The 18,078-nt window shown below is 69.1% G+C and carries 17 protein-coding genes and 1 riboswitch; of the genes, 3 read left to right on the top strand and 14 right to left on the bottom strand.

The window, feature by feature from the left end:
* Positions 1–60: 60 nt before the first annotated feature.
* A complete protein-coding gene (locus ACFYXH_RS33505; RefSeq protein WP_389571089.1) occupies positions 61–681 on the top strand; it encodes a TetR/AcrR family transcriptional regulator in 621 nt (206 codons plus the stop codon).
* A gap of 114 nt (positions 682–795) precedes the next feature.
* Positions 796–1,677 carry a carbohydrate kinase family protein gene (locus tag ACFYXH_RS33500; protein WP_389571465.1) on the top strand — a complete coding sequence of 294 codons (882 nt, stop codon included), beginning with the start codon at positions 796–798 and terminating at the stop codon, positions 1,675–1,677.
* Between the two features lie 26 nt (positions 1,678–1,703).
* Here the strand turns inward: ACFYXH_RS33500 and ACFYXH_RS33495 are convergent, their stop codons facing one another.
* The 5 genes from ACFYXH_RS33495 to ACFYXH_RS33475 form a co-directional block, all read right to left on the bottom strand.
* Positions 1,704–2,042, bottom strand: coding sequence for a hypothetical protein (locus ACFYXH_RS33495; protein WP_389571086.1), 339 nt, complete (start codon positions 2,040–2,042; stop codon positions 1,704–1,706).
* Positions 2,043–2,089: 47 nt separating this feature from the next.
* Entirely contained in the window at positions 2,090–2,245 is a 156-nt protein-coding gene (locus ACFYXH_RS33490) for a hypothetical protein (protein WP_389571083.1), read from the bottom strand.
* Positions 2,246–2,262: 17 nt separating this feature from the next.
* On the bottom strand, positions 2,263–3,054 hold the full coding sequence (locus tag ACFYXH_RS33485) for an SGNH/GDSL hydrolase family protein (RefSeq protein WP_389571081.1): 792 nt from the start codon (positions 3,052–3,054) through the stop codon (positions 2,263–2,265).
* Between the two features lie 170 nt (positions 3,055–3,224).
* Positions 3,225–4,238, bottom strand: coding sequence for a peptidoglycan DD-metalloendopeptidase family protein (locus ACFYXH_RS33480; RefSeq protein WP_389571078.1), 1,014 nt, complete (start codon positions 4,236–4,238; stop codon positions 3,225–3,227).
* A gap of 4 nt (positions 4,239–4,242) precedes the next feature.
* Positions 4,243–4,397, bottom strand: a riboswitch (cyclic di-AMP (ydaO/yuaA leader).
* Between the two features lie 399 nt (positions 4,398–4,796).
* Positions 4,797–6,890, bottom strand: a complete 2,094-nt coding sequence (locus ACFYXH_RS33475) for an alpha-galactosidase (protein WP_389571075.1) — start codon at positions 6,888–6,890, stop codon at positions 4,797–4,799.
* Positions 6,891–7,072: 182 nt separating this feature from the next.
* Between ACFYXH_RS33475 and ACFYXH_RS33470 the strand changes: the two genes are divergently transcribed.
* Positions 7,073–7,885 (top strand): tyrosine-protein phosphatase, encoded by an 813-nt coding sequence (locus tag ACFYXH_RS33470; protein WP_389571072.1) that lies wholly within the window; start codon positions 7,073–7,075, stop codon positions 7,883–7,885.
* Between the two features lie 48 nt (positions 7,886–7,933).
* Here ACFYXH_RS33470 and ACFYXH_RS33465 read toward each other — a convergent pair whose 3' ends face one another.
* The 9 genes from ACFYXH_RS33465 to ACFYXH_RS33425 form a co-directional block, all read right to left on the bottom strand.
* Positions 7,934–8,065, bottom strand: coding sequence for a DUF6126 family protein (locus ACFYXH_RS33465; protein ID WP_327327298.1), 132 nt, complete (start codon positions 8,063–8,065; stop codon positions 7,934–7,936).
* A 20-nt stretch (positions 8,066–8,085) separates the two neighbouring features.
* Positions 8,086–8,670: a helix-turn-helix domain-containing protein gene (locus ACFYXH_RS33460; protein ID WP_389571068.1), complete on the bottom strand. Its 585-nt coding sequence runs from the start codon at positions 8,668–8,670 to the stop codon at positions 8,086–8,088.
* 58 nt (positions 8,671–8,728) lie between these two features.
* Positions 8,729–10,123, bottom strand: a complete 1,395-nt coding sequence (locus ACFYXH_RS33455; RefSeq protein ID WP_389571064.1) for an aspartate aminotransferase family protein — start codon at positions 10,121–10,123, stop codon at positions 8,729–8,731.
* Positions 10,124–10,126: 3 nt separating this feature from the next.
* On the bottom strand, positions 10,127–12,001 hold the full coding sequence (gene dxs / locus ACFYXH_RS33450; protein ID WP_389571061.1) for a 1-deoxy-D-xylulose-5-phosphate synthase: 1,875 nt from the start codon (positions 11,999–12,001) through the stop codon (positions 10,127–10,129).
* Positions 12,002–12,025: 24 nt separating this feature from the next.
* Positions 12,026–13,192 (bottom strand): flavodoxin-dependent (E)-4-hydroxy-3-methylbut-2-enyl-diphosphate synthase, encoded by a 1,167-nt coding sequence (gene ispG / locus ACFYXH_RS33445; protein ID WP_327327294.1) that lies wholly within the window; start codon positions 13,190–13,192, stop codon positions 12,026–12,028.
* 4 nt (positions 13,193–13,196) lie between these two features.
* On the bottom strand, positions 13,197–14,219 hold the full coding sequence (hpnH, locus tag ACFYXH_RS33440) for an adenosyl-hopene transferase HpnH (RefSeq protein WP_385306184.1): 1,023 nt from the start codon (positions 14,217–14,219) through the stop codon (positions 13,197–13,199).
* Positions 14,220–14,224: 5 nt separating this feature from the next.
* Positions 14,225–14,878: a 1-hydroxy-2-methyl-2-butenyl 4-diphosphate reductase gene (locus ACFYXH_RS33435; protein ID WP_389571055.1), complete on the bottom strand. Its 654-nt coding sequence runs from the start codon at positions 14,876–14,878 to the stop codon at positions 14,225–14,227.
* Complete coding sequence (shc, locus tag ACFYXH_RS33430) at positions 14,878–16,878, bottom strand: squalene--hopene cyclase (RefSeq protein WP_389571052.1); 2,001 nt, start codon at positions 16,876–16,878, stop codon at positions 14,878–14,880. Before shc ends, ACFYXH_RS33435 begins: the two co-directional genes overlap by 1 nt.
* A gap of 113 nt (positions 16,879–16,991) precedes the next feature.
* Positions 16,992–18,068 carry a polyprenyl synthetase family protein gene (locus ACFYXH_RS33425; protein WP_389571462.1) on the bottom strand — a complete coding sequence of 359 codons (1,077 nt, stop codon included), beginning with the start codon at positions 18,066–18,068 and terminating at the stop codon, positions 16,992–16,994.
* Between the last annotated feature and the right edge of the window lie 10 nt (positions 18,069–18,078).

Here is an 18,078-nt window from a genome sequence, read left to right as displayed (position 1 = left end):
GCTGAGGGCGGCCGGCTGGACCCGCGTCCTGGCCCAAGATCGCCTGTGTAGGGTGACGACGTGACAAGAGTCCGGTTGAGCGTGGCGGAGCGGCGGGAAGAGCTGCTTCGTGCTGCCGTCGAGCAGATCGAGGAACACGGTGTGGCGGCCGTGCGGATCGCCGATGTCGCGTCGGCCCTCGGTGTGAGCAATGCCCTGGTGCTCTATCACTTCTCGACCAAGGAGAAGCTCGTCGCGGCCGCCTTCACCTACGCCGCCGACGGTGACCTCGCGCATCTGCGCAAACTGCTGGGCCGCCGGACCACCGCACTGCGCCGGTTGCGCGCCGCGGTCCGCTGGTACGCGCCGACCGGGCAGGCCAAGGGCTGGCGGCTGTGGATCGAGGGCTGGGCGGCCGCGCTGCGCGAGCCGGCGCTGCGGGATGTCGCCCGGGATCTGGACCAGCAGTGGAAGGCGGCTCTGACCGAGGTCATCGCGGAAGGTGCGGCGGCGGGCGAGTTCCCGTGCGAGGACCCGGCGGCGACGGCCTGGCGGCTGACGGCGTTTCTGGACGGGCTCGCCGTGCAGATGACCTCGTACGCGGGGTCGCTGTCGCGCGCCGCGATGCTGGAGTGGACGGACGACGCGCTCGCCCGTGAGCTCGGTGTCCACCGTGACGCACTGACGGCCGCCGCACGCTGAACGCCTGAACGGGCGGGCCCGCAGCCCCCATACTGGGCAACTGTGTCTCACCAGTCGCAGCACCAGACGTATCAGCAGCCCGAGCAGCCGACGGATCGCCTCCCACCCGATGTGCTGGTGGTCGGCGGCACCGGGGTGGACACGGTCGTCCGCGTCGACGCCCTGCCGGTCCCGCTCGCGGACTCTGTCGGCGTCGGCCCGATCCGTGAATGGCCGGGCCACACCGGTGGCAATGTCGCACTGGGCTGCCGGGCCCTCGGGCTGAATGCCACCCTCCTCGACTACATCGGCGAAGACGGGCCGGGCCGTCTGGTCCGGGAACAACTCGCCGTGGGCGGCGTGGATTTCGAGCCCCTCATCTCCCCGGCCGGGACGCGGCGCGCGGTCAACCTCGTCGACCCCGCGGGCCGGCGCATGTCCTTCTACGACGCCCGCGATCCCGACGGGCTGCGGATGCCGCGCGACTTCTACCTCCCCCATCTGCGGCGTGCTCGCCACATCCATCTCTCGATCATGAACTTCGCGCGGTTCCTCTACGACGACATCGAAGCGCTGGGCGTGCCGGTCTCCACCGATCTGCACGACTGGGACGGACTGTCGGAGCACCAACGGGAGTTCGCGCTCCGCTCGGACCTGGTCTTCCTCAGCACGGCGGGCGCGGGCGAGCGCATAGCGTCGGTGATGCGGGAGATCCTGCGCGACGGTCGGGCGCGGGCGGTGGTCGCGACGGCGGGTGCCGGCGGCTCGTACCTCCTCAGCCGCGACGGCGGATCCACCCCGCGCCCGGTCCGGGCAGTCGCGCCACCCGCTCCGGTGGTGGACTCCAACGGCGCGGGTGACGCCTATGTCTGCGGCTTTCTGTTCGGGCAGCTGTCGGGCCGCGACCTGGAGGAGAGCGCGAGGCTGGGCGCGGTGGCCGGCGCCCATGCCTGTACGGGCGAGGGCAGTACGGCGCTGATCGGACCGGCCGAACTCCTGTCGTCGGCCGTGGTCTGACGCACCGGTTCGTACGTCGCTGTGCCTCAGCCGTCGTACGGGGCGGGGAAGGCGATCCCTGTCAGCCTCGCCGACGCCTGCCACAACCGGCACGCGACCGCGGGATCCTGAGCCCGCGCGGAGAACGCGGTCCGCTGCGGCGGGCCTCTGAAGGAGCCGAGGCCGGACGGGCCGTAGTACTCGCCGGGCCGCACCTCCGGGTCGGCGGCGGCCCGCAGCACCGGCAGCGCGCCGCCTGCCGCGTACGAACCGAAGGTACGCACCGGGGAGTTGACGATCCGGGTGACCCAGCGGCCGCGGGCCCGCCCGCGGCAGGCGTCATAGCGATGTTCGCTCTGCAGATCGGCGAAGTCGAGGCGGGGCACTGCTCTGCGCCATGCTGGTGACGGTGACGACCCGGCTGCGCAGACGGTCAGCAGCCGTTCCACGGCGGCCGCTCCGGGTCGCGGGTGCCGAGCAGCAGCCGCGCTCCGGCTCCGGCGAGTCCCGTAGCGACCGCGAAGCCGATCCCGCGGTTGGCACCGGTGACCGGGGCCGTACGCCCGGTCAGCCGGGGCAGGTCTGCCATGCCCCAACCATCCGCTGTCACAGAGGCAGCAGATTCGGGCGCTTGGCCTCGACATGGTCGCCGGAGCTCTCACCGCGCAGCCGTCGCCCGATCCACGGCACCAGGTGCTCACGCGCCCAGTTGATGTCGTCGCGGCGCACCTCGAGCGGTCCGCGCGGCGGCAGGGGCGGCCACGCCTGGTCGGGGTCGGCCGGCACCTCGAGTCCGAGCACCTGGGCGGCACGCAGTGCGACCCTGGTGTGGCCCTCGGGCGACAGATGCAGCCGGTCGGCGTCCCAAGCCCGCCTCTCCTGGATGGACTTGAGCGACCACAGGTCGAGTACGGGGCAGTCGTAACGGTCGGCGATGGCCCGTACATGCGCGGTGTACGTGGCGATCTTGCCGCGCAGATGGCGCAGTACCGGCACTCCGCGGGTGTCGAAACCGGTGGTCACCATGACGGTGCCGACCGAATCGGTGAGGTCGGCGACTGCCCGCTCGAAGCGCTCGGCCACGTCGTCGGGGTTGCTGCCGGGCCGAATGATGTCATTGCCGCCGGCGCAGAAAGTCACCAGATCCGGGGCGAGTTCCTTTGCCCGCGGCACCTGTTCCTCGACGATCTGGTCGAGGAGACGGCCGCGTACGGCGAGGTTGGCGTACCGGAAGGTGTGCTCCGGCATTCGGTCGTCGAGCAGGACCGCGAACCGGTCCGCCCAGCCGACGTATGTCCCGTCGGGGCCCGGGTCTCCGACGCCCTCGGTGAAACTGTCACCGATCGCCGCGTACGACCCGAATACGCCACTGTTCTCTGTTCTCGAATCGTCTGCCACGAGAACTCATTTTTCCCTTACGGATGTGACCTACGCGACCGTAAGGAGGGGTTGACGAGGGGTGATATATACCACCGGTCAAGATTCATCCAACCCGGAATACGCCGACTCCCCCCGCGCCGCGGGCGGCGGCACGAGGGGAGGACGGGACACTGCGTACGTCGGACGGATCAGATGGAGACGCCGTGCTGACGCAGGTAGGCCAGCGGGTCGATGTCCGAGCCATAGCCGGGGCCGGTGCGGATCTCGAAGTGCAGGTGCGGGCCAGTGGAGTTGCCGGTGGTACCGGAGAGGCCGATCTGCTGGCCGCCGCTCACGCTCTGGCCTGATGCGACGGAGAGGGCGGAGAGGTGGGCGTACTGCGAGTAGGTGCCGTCGCTGTGCTGGATGACGATCTGGTTGCCGTACGCACCGGCCCAGCCGGCGGAGACGACGGTGCCCGGGCCGACCGCCTTGACGGTCGTGCCGGTGGACGCCGCGAAGTCGAGACCGGTGTGGTAGCCGCTGGACCACATGGCGCCGGCGAGGTGGTACGGGGTGATGACGGTCGCGCCGTCGACGGGGGCGGCGAAGCCGGAGGCGCTGGTCTGGGCGGCGTTGCCGCCTGCCGAGCCACCGGACGAGGACTGCGCGGAGGACTGCACCACCGAGCCCGAGTCCGAGGAACCCGAGTCCGAGGAACCTGAGTCCGAGGAACCCGAGGGCGCCTTCGAGGAGGACGCCTTCGACGAGGACCGGTCCGGGCTCGACGGGTGCTGCGACTTTTCGGGCGCCTTCGCCTTCGACTTCGCGCCGAGGGTGAGCTTGAGGCCCGGGTGGATCAGCGACGGGTTGTCGCCGACGGCCTCGCGGTTGTCCTGGTACAGCTTCTTCCAGCCGCCGGGGACACCGTGCTCGTCGGCGATCTTGGACAGGTAGTCGCCGGGGACGACGGAGTACGTGGTGGGAGAGGCCTTCTTCTGCGCCACGTGGGCCGCGGCGGCGGACCCGGCGGAGAAGGGGGAGGACGGGGCGGCGGTCACGGCCTTTTCCGGCGCCACGGCCGGAGCGGTCTTTCCTGCCGCGTGGGCGCCTGCGGCACCTATCAGCGGCAGGGCGATGGCGGCGCCACCCGTACCGGCGGCGACGAATCCGCGCGTGATCGGGCTGACCTTGGGGCGGCGGTGCTTACCCTTCTTGGGCATGGCGAATTCCTCTCCGGCGCCGGCGAGGTGAGCTGTCGGGTTCGGGCTGGAGATGCCCGGCCGCGCAGTTGCGCGACTTCACCCCAAGCCGTCCGGAAGTCCGGAATCGGCGTATCACCTGGGTCCCCCGCTCCTGCCACACATGGGTGGGTGGAATTCCGGTCGGCGGCAGGATTAGGCGTTCCGTCCGGATTGGTCGTGACCGTAAACGAATGGGCGTACCGGAACAAGCTGTCGCTTTCGCCCGTCAATGATCCCTGTGATATCGGTGCGAAATTCCCGTAACCCTCCGTAAATCAATGATCTTCACCGTCCGCCCCGGAAACGGAATTCACCCCTGCCGCCCCACCACACACCGTCACGAATATGATCCCGCTCACGGCCATGCACCGTCCGCCTTGCGGACGGGGCACGTTATCCCGAATCGACCAATTCGGACAGAACCGTCATTTAATGACGATCGCCCAGTTATGGCATACAGCCCTACTTACCCCTCCAATTCATGCCACGCCCGCAGGAAATCCCTCCGCGGCTCACTGCCCTTGTCCAGGGGGCACATCAGCGGCGTCGCAGCCGGATCGCCGTGGCGTCCATGTCGCCCTTCAGTCCGGTGTGCAGCCCGTGGTGCAGGAGCACGGATCCGCGGTGTACGACGCCCGTGTCCAGGCACTCGTACGCGGCTGCCGGATCGAGCCCGCGCAGCCTGAGCCTGGGCGGCTGTTCGCCGTAGTGCTGTGCCTGGAGCCAGGCGAGAACGACGTTCTCGTCGCCGCGTACGTACTGCACGGCGCTCAGTCCGCCCTCCGGCGCCCGCAGCCGGTACAGCTCGCCGTGCTGAACCACCGGCCTGACCTTCTTGTAGAGCTCCACCCAGCCGTGCGCCTCGGCGAGCTCCTCCGCGTTCCACTCGGTGAGATCGCCACCGACTCCGAGCACTCCTGCCATGGCGCTCACAAAGCGGAAGCGGAGCGTACTGATGCGGCCGTTGAGCTGGACATTGGGACTGTCGGTCACCCAGGCCGCCATGACCCGTGCCGGGTGCAGCTGGGTGAAGCCCTGCTGGATGGCGAGCCGGTCCAGCGGATCGGTGTTGTCGGAGGTCCACACCTGATCGGTCCGGGACAGAATTCCGAGGTCGATCCGGCCACCGCCGCCCGAGCAGGACTCGAAGGCGACCGAGGGATGCGCGGCGCGCAGCCGGTCGAGGAGTGCGTACAGCGCCTGCACATGCTCGACCCACAGCTTCTGCGGATATGTCTCGCCGGGCCAGCCGGCGTCCGTGAAGCAGCGGTTGAAGTCCCATTTCACATAGTCGATGGGCGCGCTGCCGAGCAGTCCGTCCAACTGCTCCCAGAGGTAGGCCTGTACGTCCTCGCGCGCGAGGTTCAGTACGAGCTGGTTGCGGAACTCCGTCCGTGCCCGGCCCGGGTGGTGCTGCACCCAGTCGGGGTGCGCGCGGTAGAGATCGCTGTCGGCGTTGACCATCTCCGGTTCGACCCAGATCCCGAACTGCATGCCCAGCGCGTGCACTTCGTCGGCAAGCGGCTTCAGTCCCTGCGGGAAGCGCTCGGCGTTGGGTGTCCAGTCGCCCAGTCCGGCGCGGTCGCTGGTGCGCTGCCCGAACCACGCATCGTCCACCACGAACAGTTCGACGCCCAGGGCCGCGGCCCGCTGCGCGAGTGCCCGCTGCTGCTCCTCGGAAATGTCGAAGCCGGTGGCCTCCCAGGAGTTGTAGAGCACCGGCCGCTCGGCCTGAGCGTCCGGGATCACATGCGCCAGCTGCCAGGCGTGCCAGGCCCTGCTGGCTCCGCCGAACCCTCCTTCGCTCCACAGTCCGGCGAAGACGGGCGAGGTGTACGACTGGCCCGGTGCGAGCCGCAGCAGCCCGGAGTCGTCGTAGCCGGCTCCGCCGGTGATCTGTACGAGTCCGTCGGGCAGCTGCGCCACGGAGATCCGCCAGGACCCGGACCAGCCGAGCGCGGCGCCGTACACCTCGCCCCGCTCCTCCGTAGCCCCCTCCGCGTCCAGCGCGACCCAGGGCAGATGCTGGTGGCCGGTGTGGCCGCGCCTGCTGCTCAGCACCTTCTCGCCGTACGTCAGCTCCGACCGTACGAGCAGCGACTCTGCCGCCCACCGGCCGTGCAGCTGGCTGAGCCGCCAGCTGTCGCGCTGCGGCAGTGTCCAGGTGGCGGCATCGGCGCGCAGTAGTTCCAGGTCGGGGCCCTCGCCCTCATGGGTGACGGTGACCCAGCGCTCGATGACGTCCGCGTCGTCGCGCATCCGATGGTGCAGGGTGAGCCCGAGGCCGTGTAGAGCGTCGGTGAAGCGGAGCCTCAGCTCGTCGCCGTGCACCTCCTCGGCGCCGGCGAAGGTCCACTCGGTGCCGCGCACCGTGTCCGTACGGACGGAGAGCGCCGCCCGTACGAAGCGCGGGCCGCCCTCGACCGGATACTCCTCGTGGCCGTCGAGCTGTGACTCGAACGGCCAGTAGGGCGGCAGACCCTGGGCCGCGAGCGCCTCCGCCTCGGCGCCGGAGATCCGTGGCCCCCAGTGGAGATGCAGCAGTTCGTCAGCGTCTGTCAGACGCAGCGCATAACTACTCCTCGGTCCGGAGAGAACCCACGTACGACCGTTGCCAACGCTCTCGATCATCCCGACCCCTCAGATACTCACAGGTTCGCACAGGTCCGCACATCATCCGACGGGAGCCGTCGCCGGTGCAACGCTCTTACGGAGACGGACCGAGATGATTGCCCGATGAAGCAATGTCGTATCGTCGGGAAACGCGCCATCGTCGGCGAGCAGCGCCGACGGCTGTCACTTCAGGAGCCCCCGTGACACAGCAGCTGCCGCAGATCCCGTCGACAGAGCCTGAGCTGTCCGGAGTACGCAACTTCCGGGACGTGGGCGGCCTGCCGACCGTGGACGGCCGGCGGGTGCGGTACGGACGGCTCTTCCGCAGCGGCCACCTCGCCCATGCCACCGAGAGCGACACCGCGTTCCTCTCCACCCTGGCCCTGCACACGATCTTCGACTTCCGTAATGCCGCGGACCAGAAGCTGGAGGGCCCGGACGTCGAGCTGCCGGGCGTGCGCAATGTGAATCTGCCGCTCACCGACCCGGCCGACGGCGCCCAGTTCTGGAAGATGGTCCGGGAGGGCGATCTCGACCAGCTGAAGTCGATCCTCGCGGACGGCAAGGCGGCGGCCCGGATGTCGGCGTCGTACCGGACGATCATCAAGCATCGCACCGCCGAGCACAGCCGCGTACTGCACGCGCTCGCTGAGGACAGTGTCCCGGCGCTGATGCACTGCGCGGCGGGCAAGGACCGCGCCGGAATCTCGATCGCCGTGTCGCTGCTCGCGGTCGGCGTGGAGCGCGAGGCCATCGAGGCGGACTACCTCAAGTCCAATGATCCGCACCGGCGTTATCTGGTGCGACGCAGCGACAACTCCCCGGCCGGGATGTCCCCGGAAGTGATGGAGCTGCTGAGCCCGCTCTTCGACGCGCGCGCCGAGTACCTCGCGGCAGCCTTCGAGACGATCGAGGAGACCTGGGGCACGACGGAGCGGTACCTCGCCGAGGGCCTGAAGATCGCCCCGGAGACGCGCGAGCGCCTGCGCGAGCGTCTCGTCGACGAGGCGTAGCCGACCGCGGAGCAGGAGATGCGGAGCCGCCGGATGCTGAGCGGCCGCCTACTGGTTCTGGCCGCCCAGCGTGAACAGAAGGTAGAGGAACCCGGCGAACAGGTGGCCCGCCACCAGATAGGCGAACAGCCGGATCACCAGCCCACGGGGAAACGACCGCTCTTCATTGCTTTTGGACATAACGGGCCTCTTCTCTGAACTCAGTTGTGCGGATGGAGGTTGGGGCTCTGCAGCAGCGTGTGGACGAACAGCAGCTCGGCACCCTCGCGACCGGCCGCCGCGAGACGGTGCGGGGTGAGTGAGTCGAAGTGCGCGCTGTCCCCGGGCGCCAGCTCGTGAACCGCGTCACCCAGGCTCAGGCGCAGCCGGCCGTTGAGGATGTACAGCCACTCCTCCCCGGGATGCACCCGGACGAGCTCGCCCTGACTGCCGTACGGAACCACCAGCCGCAGAGCCTGCATCGCCCGGCCGGCTCCGCCGGTCTGGTGGTAGGTCCAGCCGTCGGCCTCGGAGGGCTCCCGGCTGTCGGCGCGGATGATCGGATCGCGCTCCGGCGCGAGCTCGCCGAGGAGCTCCGCGACTGTCGTACCGTAAATTCTGGCGAGAGCGAGCAGCATCGGCAGCGACGGCTGACGGTTGCCCGTCTCCAGCCGGGACAGGTGGGCGGGGGAAAGCCCCGCGCGCTGGGCTGCGGCTTCCAGGGTGAGGCCACGGCGGCGTCGCAGATCGCGCAGCCGTGGCGCCACATCCGGCAGCACGGTGGCCGCCTCTTCAGTGGGGCTCATGCCTCCATTGCGCCAGGATCTTTCCCCTGGGGCAAATTTTTTGCCCCAGGGGCAAAAGTCAGCGGTTGGCGACCGCCTGCTTCACCAGCGTCTTGCCGAAGTCCCACATCAGCCCGCCACCGCCGTGCGCATCGTCCATCACCGCGGTGAAGGCCGCCACGAACCGCTCGACCTCCCGCTCTCCGATGGTCAACGGCGGAATCAGCTTGATCACTTCCAGGTGGTCGCCGGAGACCTGGGTGAGGATCCGGTGCTTCTGCAGCAGCGGCACCACCACCATCTGCGCGAAGAGACCCTTGCGGGCCGCCTGCAGCATGGTCCAGCGGCTGCGCAGCTTGATCGAGTCCGGGCGGCCGAACTCGATGCCGATCATCAGCCCGCGGCCCCGCACCTCGTGCAGCAGCTCATAGCGGTCGACGAGCGCCGCCAGCCGTGACCGCAGCAACTCTCCGGTCACCCGCGCGTTCGCCACGACATGCTCGTCCTCCAGCACCGAGAGCACCGCGAGCCCGGCAGCCATCGCCTGGGCGTTGGAGCCGAAGCTGGCCGAATGCACCAGCACCCGGTCCATCGACGAGTAGACCTTCTTGAAGATCCAGTCCTTGCCGAGCGTCGCGCCGACCGGCACGTACCCGCCCGAGAGTGCCTTCGCCACACAGACCAGATCCGGCTCGACCCCTGCCTCGTACTGGTACGCGTAGAAGTCACCGGTCCTGCCGAGGCCGGTCTGCACCTCGTCGGCGATCAGCAGCGCCTTGTGCTTGTGCAGCAGCTCCTGTGCGGCGTAAAGGAATCCTGGCGGCGTCGCATGCACGCCCTTGCCCTGGATCGGCTCCACGACGAAGCCCGCCACATCGCCCCGCATCAGCTCCCGCTCCAGCGCGGCCAGATCGCCGAGCTCGATCGCGGTGTCGGGCAGCAGCGGCGCGAAGCCGTCCCGGAAGTCGGCCTCCCCGTTGACCGACAGCGATCCGGTGGTCAGCCCGTGGAAGGCGTGCGAGCAGTAGAGGATCCTCGGCTTCCCGGTCGCGTACCGGGCGAACTTCAGCGCCGTCTCCACCGCCTCCGTACCGCTGTTTCCGAAGAACACCCGGTCCAGGTGCGGACTCTGCCTCAGCAGCTTCTCCGCCAGCAGCCCCGGCAGCGGCTGGCAGTCGAAGCGTGTGAGGTCCGCGAGCGAGGCGTCGAGGACATCGTGCAGCGCCTTGCGTACGACGGGATGGTGCCGCCCGAGCCCCATCACCCCGAAGCCCGCGAGCATATCGAGATAGTCGTTGCCGTCGGCGTCCCAGAAGTACGCGCCCTCGGCCCGCTCATAGACCTTGTCGAAGCCGATGGTGTGCAGCATGCGCGGCAGCTGGTGGTTGAGATATCGCGCATGCAGCTCATAGCGCTCGGCCCCGCGTTCCGCGAGGAGTCTCGCCAGATCGAAGCCCTTGACCGGATCGGTCATTCCTCAGCTCTCCTTGACTGCCATGGCGGCACTGATCCGTCCCGCGATCTCGACCGGGGTGAGTCCGATGTCGGCCAGAACCTCGCCGCGTTTGGCGTGCGCGAGGAACTGCTCGGGGATGCCGAAGGTGCGCAGCGGCACATCCACGCCGGCGTCGCGCAGCGACTGCCCGACGGCCGAGCCGACACCGCCGTTGCGGCTGTTGTCCTCGACCACTGCCACCAGCCGGTGCTGGGCGGCGAGCGGTGCGAGCTGTTCGTCGACGGGCTTGACCCAGCGCGGGTCCACCACGGTGCAGCGGAGACCGCGGCCCCCGAGCAGCTCCACCGTCTGCAGACAGACGGCGGCCAGCGCACCGACCGAAACCAGCAGTATCTCGGCGTCGTCGGCCCGGTGCAGTACGTCCATCCCGCCGATCCGGCCGATCGCCTCGATCGGCTCGCCCACCGACTCCTTGGGGAAGCGCAGCACCGTCGGCGCGTCAGCCACGGCGACGGCCTCGCGCAGCTCCTGGCGCAGCCGGTCGGCGTCGCGCGGCGCGGCGATCCGCAGCCCCGGGACGACCTGCAGGATCGACATGTCCCACATGCCGTTGTGGGAGGGCCCGTCGACCCCGGTGACGCCGGCCCGGTCCAGTACGAAGGTCACCCCGCACTTGTGCAGGGCGACATCCATCAGCAGCTGGTCGAAGGCGCGGTTGAGGAAGGTGGCGTACACGGCGACGACCGGGTGCAGTCCGCCGGTGGCCAGCCCGGCCGCGGAGACCGCGGCGTGCTGCTCGGCGATGCCGACGTCCCACACCCGATCGGGGAACCGCTCGGCGAACTCGGTCAGCCCGACGGGATGCAGCATCGCGGCGGTGATCGCCACGACGTCCGGCCGTTCCGCGCCGATCTCGGCGATCTCGTCCCCGAACACCGAGGTCCAGGAAGGCCCGTTGGAGGGTGCGAGCGGCTCGCAGGTGAGCGGGTCCATCACGCCGACGGTATGGAAGCGGTCGGCGTCGTCCTCCAGCGCGGGCTGGTAGCCCCGCCCCTTCTCGGTCAGACAGTGCACCAGTACGGGCCCGTGGAAGCGTTTCGCGCGGCGCAGCGCGGACTCGACGGCCGCTATGTCGTGTCCGTCGATCGGCCCCACGTATTTCAGGCCCAGATCCTCGAACATCCCCTGCGGTGCGAAGGCGTCCTTGAACCCCTTCTTCGCGCCGTGCAGCGATTCGTACAGTGGCTTCCCGACCACGGGTGTGTGCTGAAGAACGTCCTTGCCCCAGGCCAGCATCCGCTCGTAGCCGTCGGTGGTACGGAGTGTGGCGAGGTGGTTGGCGAGGCCGCCGATGGTCGGCGCGTAGGACCGCTCGTTGTCGTTCACCACGATGATCAGCGGCCGGTCCTTGGCCGCGGCGATGTTGTTGAGCGCCTCCCAGGCCATACCGCCGGTGAGCGCGCCGTCGCCGATGACCGCGACGACATGGTCACTGCTGCCCAGCACCTGATGTGCCTTGGCCAGGCCGTCCGCCCAGCCGAGCACGGTCGAGGCGTGGGAGTTCTCGATGACATCGTGCTCGGACTCCTCGCGGGACGGGTAGCCGGAGAGACCGCCCTTGCCCCGCAGCTTGGAGAAGTCCTGTCGGCCGGTGAGCAGTTTGTGTACGTAGCTCTGGTGCCCGGTGTCCCAGAGGATGCGGTCGACGGGCGAGTCGAAGACCCGGTGCAGGGCTACGGTCAGCTCCACCACCCCGAGGTTCGGCCCCAGATGGCCCCCTGTTCTGGCCACCGCATGGACCAGGAACTCTCTGATCTCCTGGGCGAGATCTTCGAGTTCCGCATCCGTCAGCGCCTTGAGATCGCGCGGCCCCCGGATGGTCTCAAGAATCGTCACGGTCGGACCCCCTTCACATACTGATCAGCTCACGGTGACGGCGGGCTGCCCGGAGGCCACCCCTGCGTCCTCCATGGATTCGGCGATCTTCATCGCCTCTTCGATGAGGGTCTCGACGATCTTCGACTCGGGCACGGTCTTGATGACCTCGCCCTTCACAAAGATCTGACCCTTCCCATTGCCCGACGCCACACCGAGGTCCGCTTCCCTCGCCTCGCCGGGGCCGTTGACGACACACCCCATGACGGCGACGCGCAGCGGCACCTCCATCCCCTCGAGACCCGCCGTGACCTGGTCGGCGAGCTTGTACACATCCACCTGCGCCCGGCCGCAGGACGGGCAGGACACGATCTCCAGCCGCCGCTGCCGCAGATTGAGGGACTCCAGGATCTGGATGCCGACCTTGACCTCTTCGGCGGGCGGGGCAGAGAGCGAGACCCGGATGGTGTCGCCGATGCCCTCGCTCAGCAGCGCGCCGAAGGCAACGGCCGACTTGATCGTCCCTTGGAACGCCGGTCCCGCCTCCGTGACGCCCAGATGCAGCGGATAGTCACAGGCGGCCGCCAACTGCCGGTAGGCGCCCACCATCACCACCGGGTCGTTGTGCTTGACCGAGATCTTGATGTCGCGGAAGCCGTGCTCCTCGAAGAGGGACGCCTCCCACAGCGCGGACTCGACGAGCGCCTCGGGCGTCGCCTTGCCGTACTTCTCCAGCAGCCGCCGGTCCAGCGATCCGGCGTTCACCCCGATCCGGATCGGAATCCCCGCATCCGCCGCGGCTCGGGCGATCTCCTTGACCTTGTCGTCGAACTGCTTGATGTTGCCCGGGTTGACCCGGACGGCCGCGCAGCCGGCGTCGATCGCAGCGAAGACGTACTTCGGCTGGAAGTGGATGTCCGCGATCACCGGAATCTGCGACTTGCGCGCGATCGTGGCCAGCGCGTCCGCGTCGTCCTGGGTCGGGCAGGCGACTCGTACGATCTGGCAGCCGGACGCGGTCAGTTCGGCGATCTGCTGCAGCGTCGCGCCGATGTCGGAGGTGCGCGTGGTCGTCATCGACTGCACCGACACCGGGGCGTCCCCGCCGACGGCCACAGTGCCGACCTGGATGCGCCGCGAGGTGCGGCGCATCGCGATCGGCCTGGCCGGCAGCTCGGGCAGCCCCAGTGCGACTGGCTTCCCTGCGGACATCACGTCACCCCCGGTTTCCCGAGACGGTGTCGCGCGCCGCCCGGAGGGACTCCTTGAGGGAGCCCATGGTGGCGAGGACGGCGGTGGGCTCGTAGCCGCAGTGCGCCATGCAGTTGGCGCAGCGCGGGTCCTTGCCGCGGCCGTACTTGCTCCAGTCGGTCTCCTCGATGAGCTCCCGGTAGGTGGGGACGTATCCGTCGGCCATCAGATAGCAGGGGCGCTGCCAGCCGAAGAGCGAGTAGTTGGGGATCGCCCACGCCGTGCACGGGAAGTCCGCCTTGCCCTCGAGGAAGTCGAGGAAGAGCGGCGAGTGATTGAGCCGCCAGCGTCGCCGGTTGCCGCCCGCGAAGGACTTCTTGAACAGCTCACGGGTCTGCTCGACGCCCAGGAAGTGCTCCTGGTCGGGCGCCTTCTCGTAGGCGTACGCGGGCGAGATCATCATCTCGTCCACCTTCAGGTCGTCATTGAGGAAGTTGAGCACCTCAATGACAGTCTGCGGGGTGTCGGTGTTGAAGAAGGTGGAGTTGGTGGTGACCCGGAAGCCGCGCTTCTTGGCCTCCTTGATCGCCTCCACCGCCTCGTCGAACACGCCTTCCTTGGCGACCGACTCGTCGTGCCGCTCGCGCAGCCCGTCGATGTGCACGGCAAAGGCGAAGTAGGGAGAAGGGGTGAACTCCTCGATCTTCTTCCGCAGCAGCATGGCGTTGGTGCAGAGGAACACGTACTTCTTCTTGGCCACCAATTGCCGCACGATTTCGTCGATCTGAGGGTGCATCAGCGGCTCGCCGCCTGCGATCGAGACCATCGGGGCCCCGGACTCGAGCACCGCCCCGACTGCCTGCGCGACCGGCATGCGCTGCTTCAGAATCCCGGCCGGGTGCTGGATCTTCCCGCAGCCCTCGCACTTCAGATTGCAGGCGAAGAGAGGCTCCAGCTCGACGATGAGCGGAAACTTCTCACGCTTGCGGAGCTTCTGTTCAATGAGATAAGTCCCGACCCTGATGGTCTGACGGAGCGGCATGGCCATCTAGCTCACCTCCTGGGGAGCAGCAAAGAACGGTGCCATTCGTAGAAAGCGGGAAGGATGGCGCGAAGAACACGGAAAGCTGATATTCCACCGCGCACCGTGCTAATACGGACCAGTTCATGCTCTGGAGCGTCCACGACCACCCGGACGGCCGCAACCGGGCGGGGCCCGGTGCTCAGAGCGCTGCGCAGCGTGGCCGCGGACTCCATGTCCACCGCGATCGCCCCGGTGGCACGCAGCTCGGCACGCTCCTGCCCGCGTACGACATGGTCGGATCCGGTCAGCGGGCCGGTATGCACGGTGCGTCCGGGTACGGCCCGGGTCACCGCCATGACCAGCAGTTCCGTGTTTGTGCAGGCCGTGACGCCGGTGGTGTCGCGAGTCTCGTCGGCGACGACGAGGTCCCCGGGATGCATGCCCGGGGCGAGGCCCGCGCAGAAACCGGAGGCGACAACCACCGCACCGCCGAGCGGACCGTCGCGCAACGCACCGAGAACGGCACGTTCCGCGTTGTCCGGCCCCATACCCGTACGGAGCAGGGTGACCGGGCCGCGCGCGCCACTGCGGTCGCCGCTGCGCAGGGCGAGCTTCTCGATGCCGAGCGCACAGGCGATCAGCAGGGGCGCGGCGGAGCCGGACTGCTCCGAGGACGCTTCCATCAGCCCCCCTTGCGGCTGTCCGTGCGGTCGGCGAAGGGCTCCCCGTGCACATAGCGGCCGAGCGCCGTGAGCGGGAAGACCTGCCGGTAGAGGTGGTAGTTGATGGAGAAGTCCCAGGGGAAGCCGGTGCCGGTGAAGTGCGGCTCGTCCCAGGAGCCGTCCGACTGCTGGTTCTCGACGAGCCAGACCACTCCCCGCTCCGCCGACTCGCTCTCCCGCTCCCCCGCCGCGAGCAGGGCGAGCAGCGCCCAGGCAGTCTGGGACGCGGTGGAGGCACCGTGGCCGATCCACTTCTCCTCGCGATACGAGCGCAGGTCCTCGCCCCAGCCTCCGTCGTCGTTCTGAACGGATCTGAGCCAGCGGACGGCACGGCGGACGGCGGGGTGCGCGGTGGACATTCCGGCCGCGATCAGCGCCGGCACCACCGACCCTGTCCCGTATACATAGTTGACGCCCCAACGCCCGAACCAGGCGCCGTTCGTCTCCTGTTCGGCGAGCAGCCACTCGATGCCGCGCCGGGTACGGGGATGGTGAGCCTTGCCCTCATGGGCCAGCATCTCGACGACATGCGCGGTGACGTCGGCCGACGGCGGGTCGATGACCTCGCCGAAGTCGCAGAACGGCAGCCGGTTGGGGAACGCGCTGGTGTTGTCTGCGTCGAATGCGGCCCAGGCGCCGTTCCTGGACTGCATACCCATGGTCCAGCGCGCGCCCCGCTCGATCACCGCATCGACCTGCGTCGGATCGGCGTGCTTGACCCTCCTCAGGGCGAGGATGACCTCGGCCGTGTCGTCGATGTCCGGGTAGTTGTCATTGTGGAACTCGAACGCCCAGCCGCCCGGGGCCAGTCCGGGCCTGCGTACGGACCAGTCGCCGGGCCGTACGATCTCCTCGCCCAGCATCCAGTCGGCGGCCTTCACGAGCGCGGGGTGGTCCGCTGCCAGCCCGGCGTCGGCGAGCGCGATGGTGGCGAGGCAGGTGTCCCAGACCGGTGACTGACAGGCCTCGATCATGCGGGCGCCGTCCTCGCGCCACACGGCGAAGCGGTCCAGCGACTCCAGGCCCGCCCGCATGACGGGATGCTGGAGGTCGTAGCCGAGGAGGTGCAGAGCGATCACGGAGTACACGGCGGGCGGCTGGATTCCGCCCCAGCAGCCGTCGTTCTCCTGGCGCTCGATGATCCAGCGAGCGGCGGCGTTCATCGCGACGCGCCGCAGCCGGTTCGGTGCGAGCTTGTGGTATGCGTGCAGCGCCTTGTCGGCGCGCTGGAAGAACCCGTCCCAACTCGCGGCGGGCGCAAGTGGTTTGGGCGGGTTCGGCACCCGGGCGTCGATGTGCAGCTCGTCGAGCGCGAACGGCGCGGGCCGCACCGGCCGCTTCGCGGAGACCACGGTGAGCGGAACGATGGTCTGCCGCGCCCAGCAGCCGAAGTCGTAGATGTTCAGCGGGAACCACTTGGGCAGGAAGATCAGCTCGGGCGGCAGCTCGGGCAGGTCGTCCCACTTCCACCAACCGAAGAGGGCCAGCCAGATCCGGGTGAAGACCCGGCTCGCGGCGATGCCGCCCTGCTCGCGGATCCAGCCGGAGGCGCGCGCCATGTGCGGGTCGTCGGGCCGGTCGCCGGCCAGCCGCAGGGCGACGTACGCCTCGATGGTGGTGGAGAGTTCACCGGGACCGCCGTAGAAGGTGGCCCAGGTGCCGTCCTCGCGCTGCTCGCCGCGGATGAAACGGGCGGACGCCTCGGTGGTCACAGCGTCCTGGATGCCGAGGAACTGGCGGAGCAGTAAATCCTCCGCGTCCATCGTCACATTGGTTTCGAGGTCGCCCTTCCACCAGCCCTGGGCGTCCTGCCGACCCAGCAGATGCTCTACGGAGCGTTCCGCGGCCCGCCCTGCGGCGTCGAGAACGGCGCTGGCGGCGGATGTCGTTTCGGTTGTTTCACTGGCCGCGGTTGCGCCGGCCCACGCGGGCCCGCTGCTTCCGTCGGTCGTCGCTGTCATGGCTTCCCCTTCGATGCAGTGGCTCTCTGCTGTGCTGGGGTCTCCGTCGGCCGGCGCACGGTTGCCCGTGCACCGGCCGGCGACTGCGATTCATATGCGGCAGGCGATATCGATCATCTCTTTCGTACGACGACGAAGTCCGCGAGCGCGATGAGCTGCGCCCGCACCTGTTCCGGCATGTCGACACCGCTGAGGGCCTCGATCGCGACTGCGTGCTGCCTGCGGGCCTCCTGCGAGGTCCACTCGCGGCCGCCCGCCTCCTCGATCAGGGCCGCCCTGATCGCGAACTCTTCCTCGGAGAAGCTGTCGAAGTCATTGCTCTTGGCGTCGGCCGCGAGCAACTCTCCGAGGCGCTGTGAGGCCGGCCCGCCCGCGGCGAGTGCGGCGACGACCGGCAGGGACTTCTTGCGCTGGCGCAGATCGCTCCAGGTCTGCTTGCCGGTGGAGACAGGGTCGCCCCAGATGCCGAGCAGATCGTCGACGGCCTGGAAGGCGAGGCCGAGGTGGTAGCCGTACGCCTCCAGCGTGTCGGCCGTCCTGTCGTCCGCCCCGCCGAGCACCGCGCCGATGGAGACGGCGCAGGCCAGCAGCGCGCCCGTCTTGTTGCCCTCCATCTCCAGGCACTCCTCGACGGTGACCCGCTCGCGGTGCTCGTAGGAGATGTCCTGGGCCTGGCCGTCGATCAGCTTGCGCGTGGCGGTGGTCAGCCGGCGTGTGGCACGCCCCGCCTCGACGGTGCCGAGCTCGAGCAGGACCTCGTTGGCGAGCGCGAAGAGCGCGTCGCCGACGAGGATCGCCTGGGCCGGGCCGTGGACCTTCCAGACGGTGTCCCGGTGGCGGCGCTGCTCGTCGCCGTCCATCAAGTCGTCGTGCAGCAGCGAGAAGTTGTGCACCAGCTCCACGGCGACCGCGCCGGGCACGCCGACCTCGGGCGCTGCTCCGGCCGCCTCGGCGGAGAGCAGTGCGAGCGCCGGCCGTACAGCCTTGCCGCCGTCCCCGGCGGAGGGCCGTCCCTCCGCGTCGATCCATCCGAAGTGATAGGCCGCGACGGTGTCCATGGGCGGCGCGAGCCGGTCCACGGCGGCGCGCAGCACCGGGGTGGACATGGTCCGCCCGCGTTCAAGCAACGCAAGGGTGTCCAGGCTCTCTCCTCCGGCTGCGGTGTCACCAGCCGGATTCGCCGAGGGCACAGTCGGCACG

The sequence above is a fragment of the Streptomyces sp. NPDC002730 genome (assembly GCF_042888805.1).
GTDB lineage: Bacteria > Actinomycetota > Actinomycetes > Streptomycetales > Streptomycetaceae > Streptomyces.
Note: the sequence above shows the minus strand (reverse complement) of the source record. Positions and strands in the feature narration are given on the sequence as shown.

Bases quoted from the DNA above. Each gene is read 5' to 3' on its own strand.
- ACFYXH_RS33435 (WP_389571055.1), bottom strand. From the start codon at position 14,878: ATGGAAGCGTCCTCGGAGCAGTCCGGCTCCGCCGCGCCCCTGCTGATC.
- ACFYXH_RS33475 (WP_389571075.1), bottom strand. From the start codon at position 6,890: ATGATCGAGAGCGTTGGCAACGGTCGTACGTGGGTTCTCTCCGGACCG.
- ACFYXH_RS33465 (WP_327327298.1), bottom strand. From the start codon at position 8,065: ATGTCCAAAAGCAATGAAGAGCGGTCGTTTCCCCGTGGGCTGGTGATC.
- shc (WP_389571052.1), bottom strand. From the start codon at position 16,878: ATGACAGCGACGACCGACGGAAGCAGCGGGCCCGCGTGGGCCGGCGCA.
- ispG (WP_327327294.1), bottom strand. From the start codon at position 13,192: ATGTCCGCAGGGAAGCCAGTCGCACTGGGGCTGCCCGAGCTGCCGGCC.
- ACFYXH_RS33490 (WP_389571083.1), bottom strand. From the start codon at position 2,245: ATGGCAGACCTGCCCCGGCTGACCGGGCGTACGGCCCCGGTCACCGGT.
- ACFYXH_RS33480 (WP_389571078.1), bottom strand. From the start codon at position 4,238: ATGCCCAAGAAGGGTAAGCACCGCCGCCCCAAGGTCAGCCCGATCACG.
- ACFYXH_RS33455 (WP_389571064.1), bottom strand. From the start codon at position 10,123: ATGACCGATCCGGTCAAGGGCTTCGATCTGGCGAGACTCCTCGCGGAA.
- hpnH (WP_385306184.1), bottom strand. From the start codon at position 14,219: ATGGCCATGCCGCTCCGTCAGACCATCAGGGTCGGGACTTATCTCATT.
- ACFYXH_RS33460 (WP_389571068.1), bottom strand. From the start codon at position 8,670: ATGAGCCCCACTGAAGAGGCGGCCACCGTGCTGCCGGATGTGGCGCCA.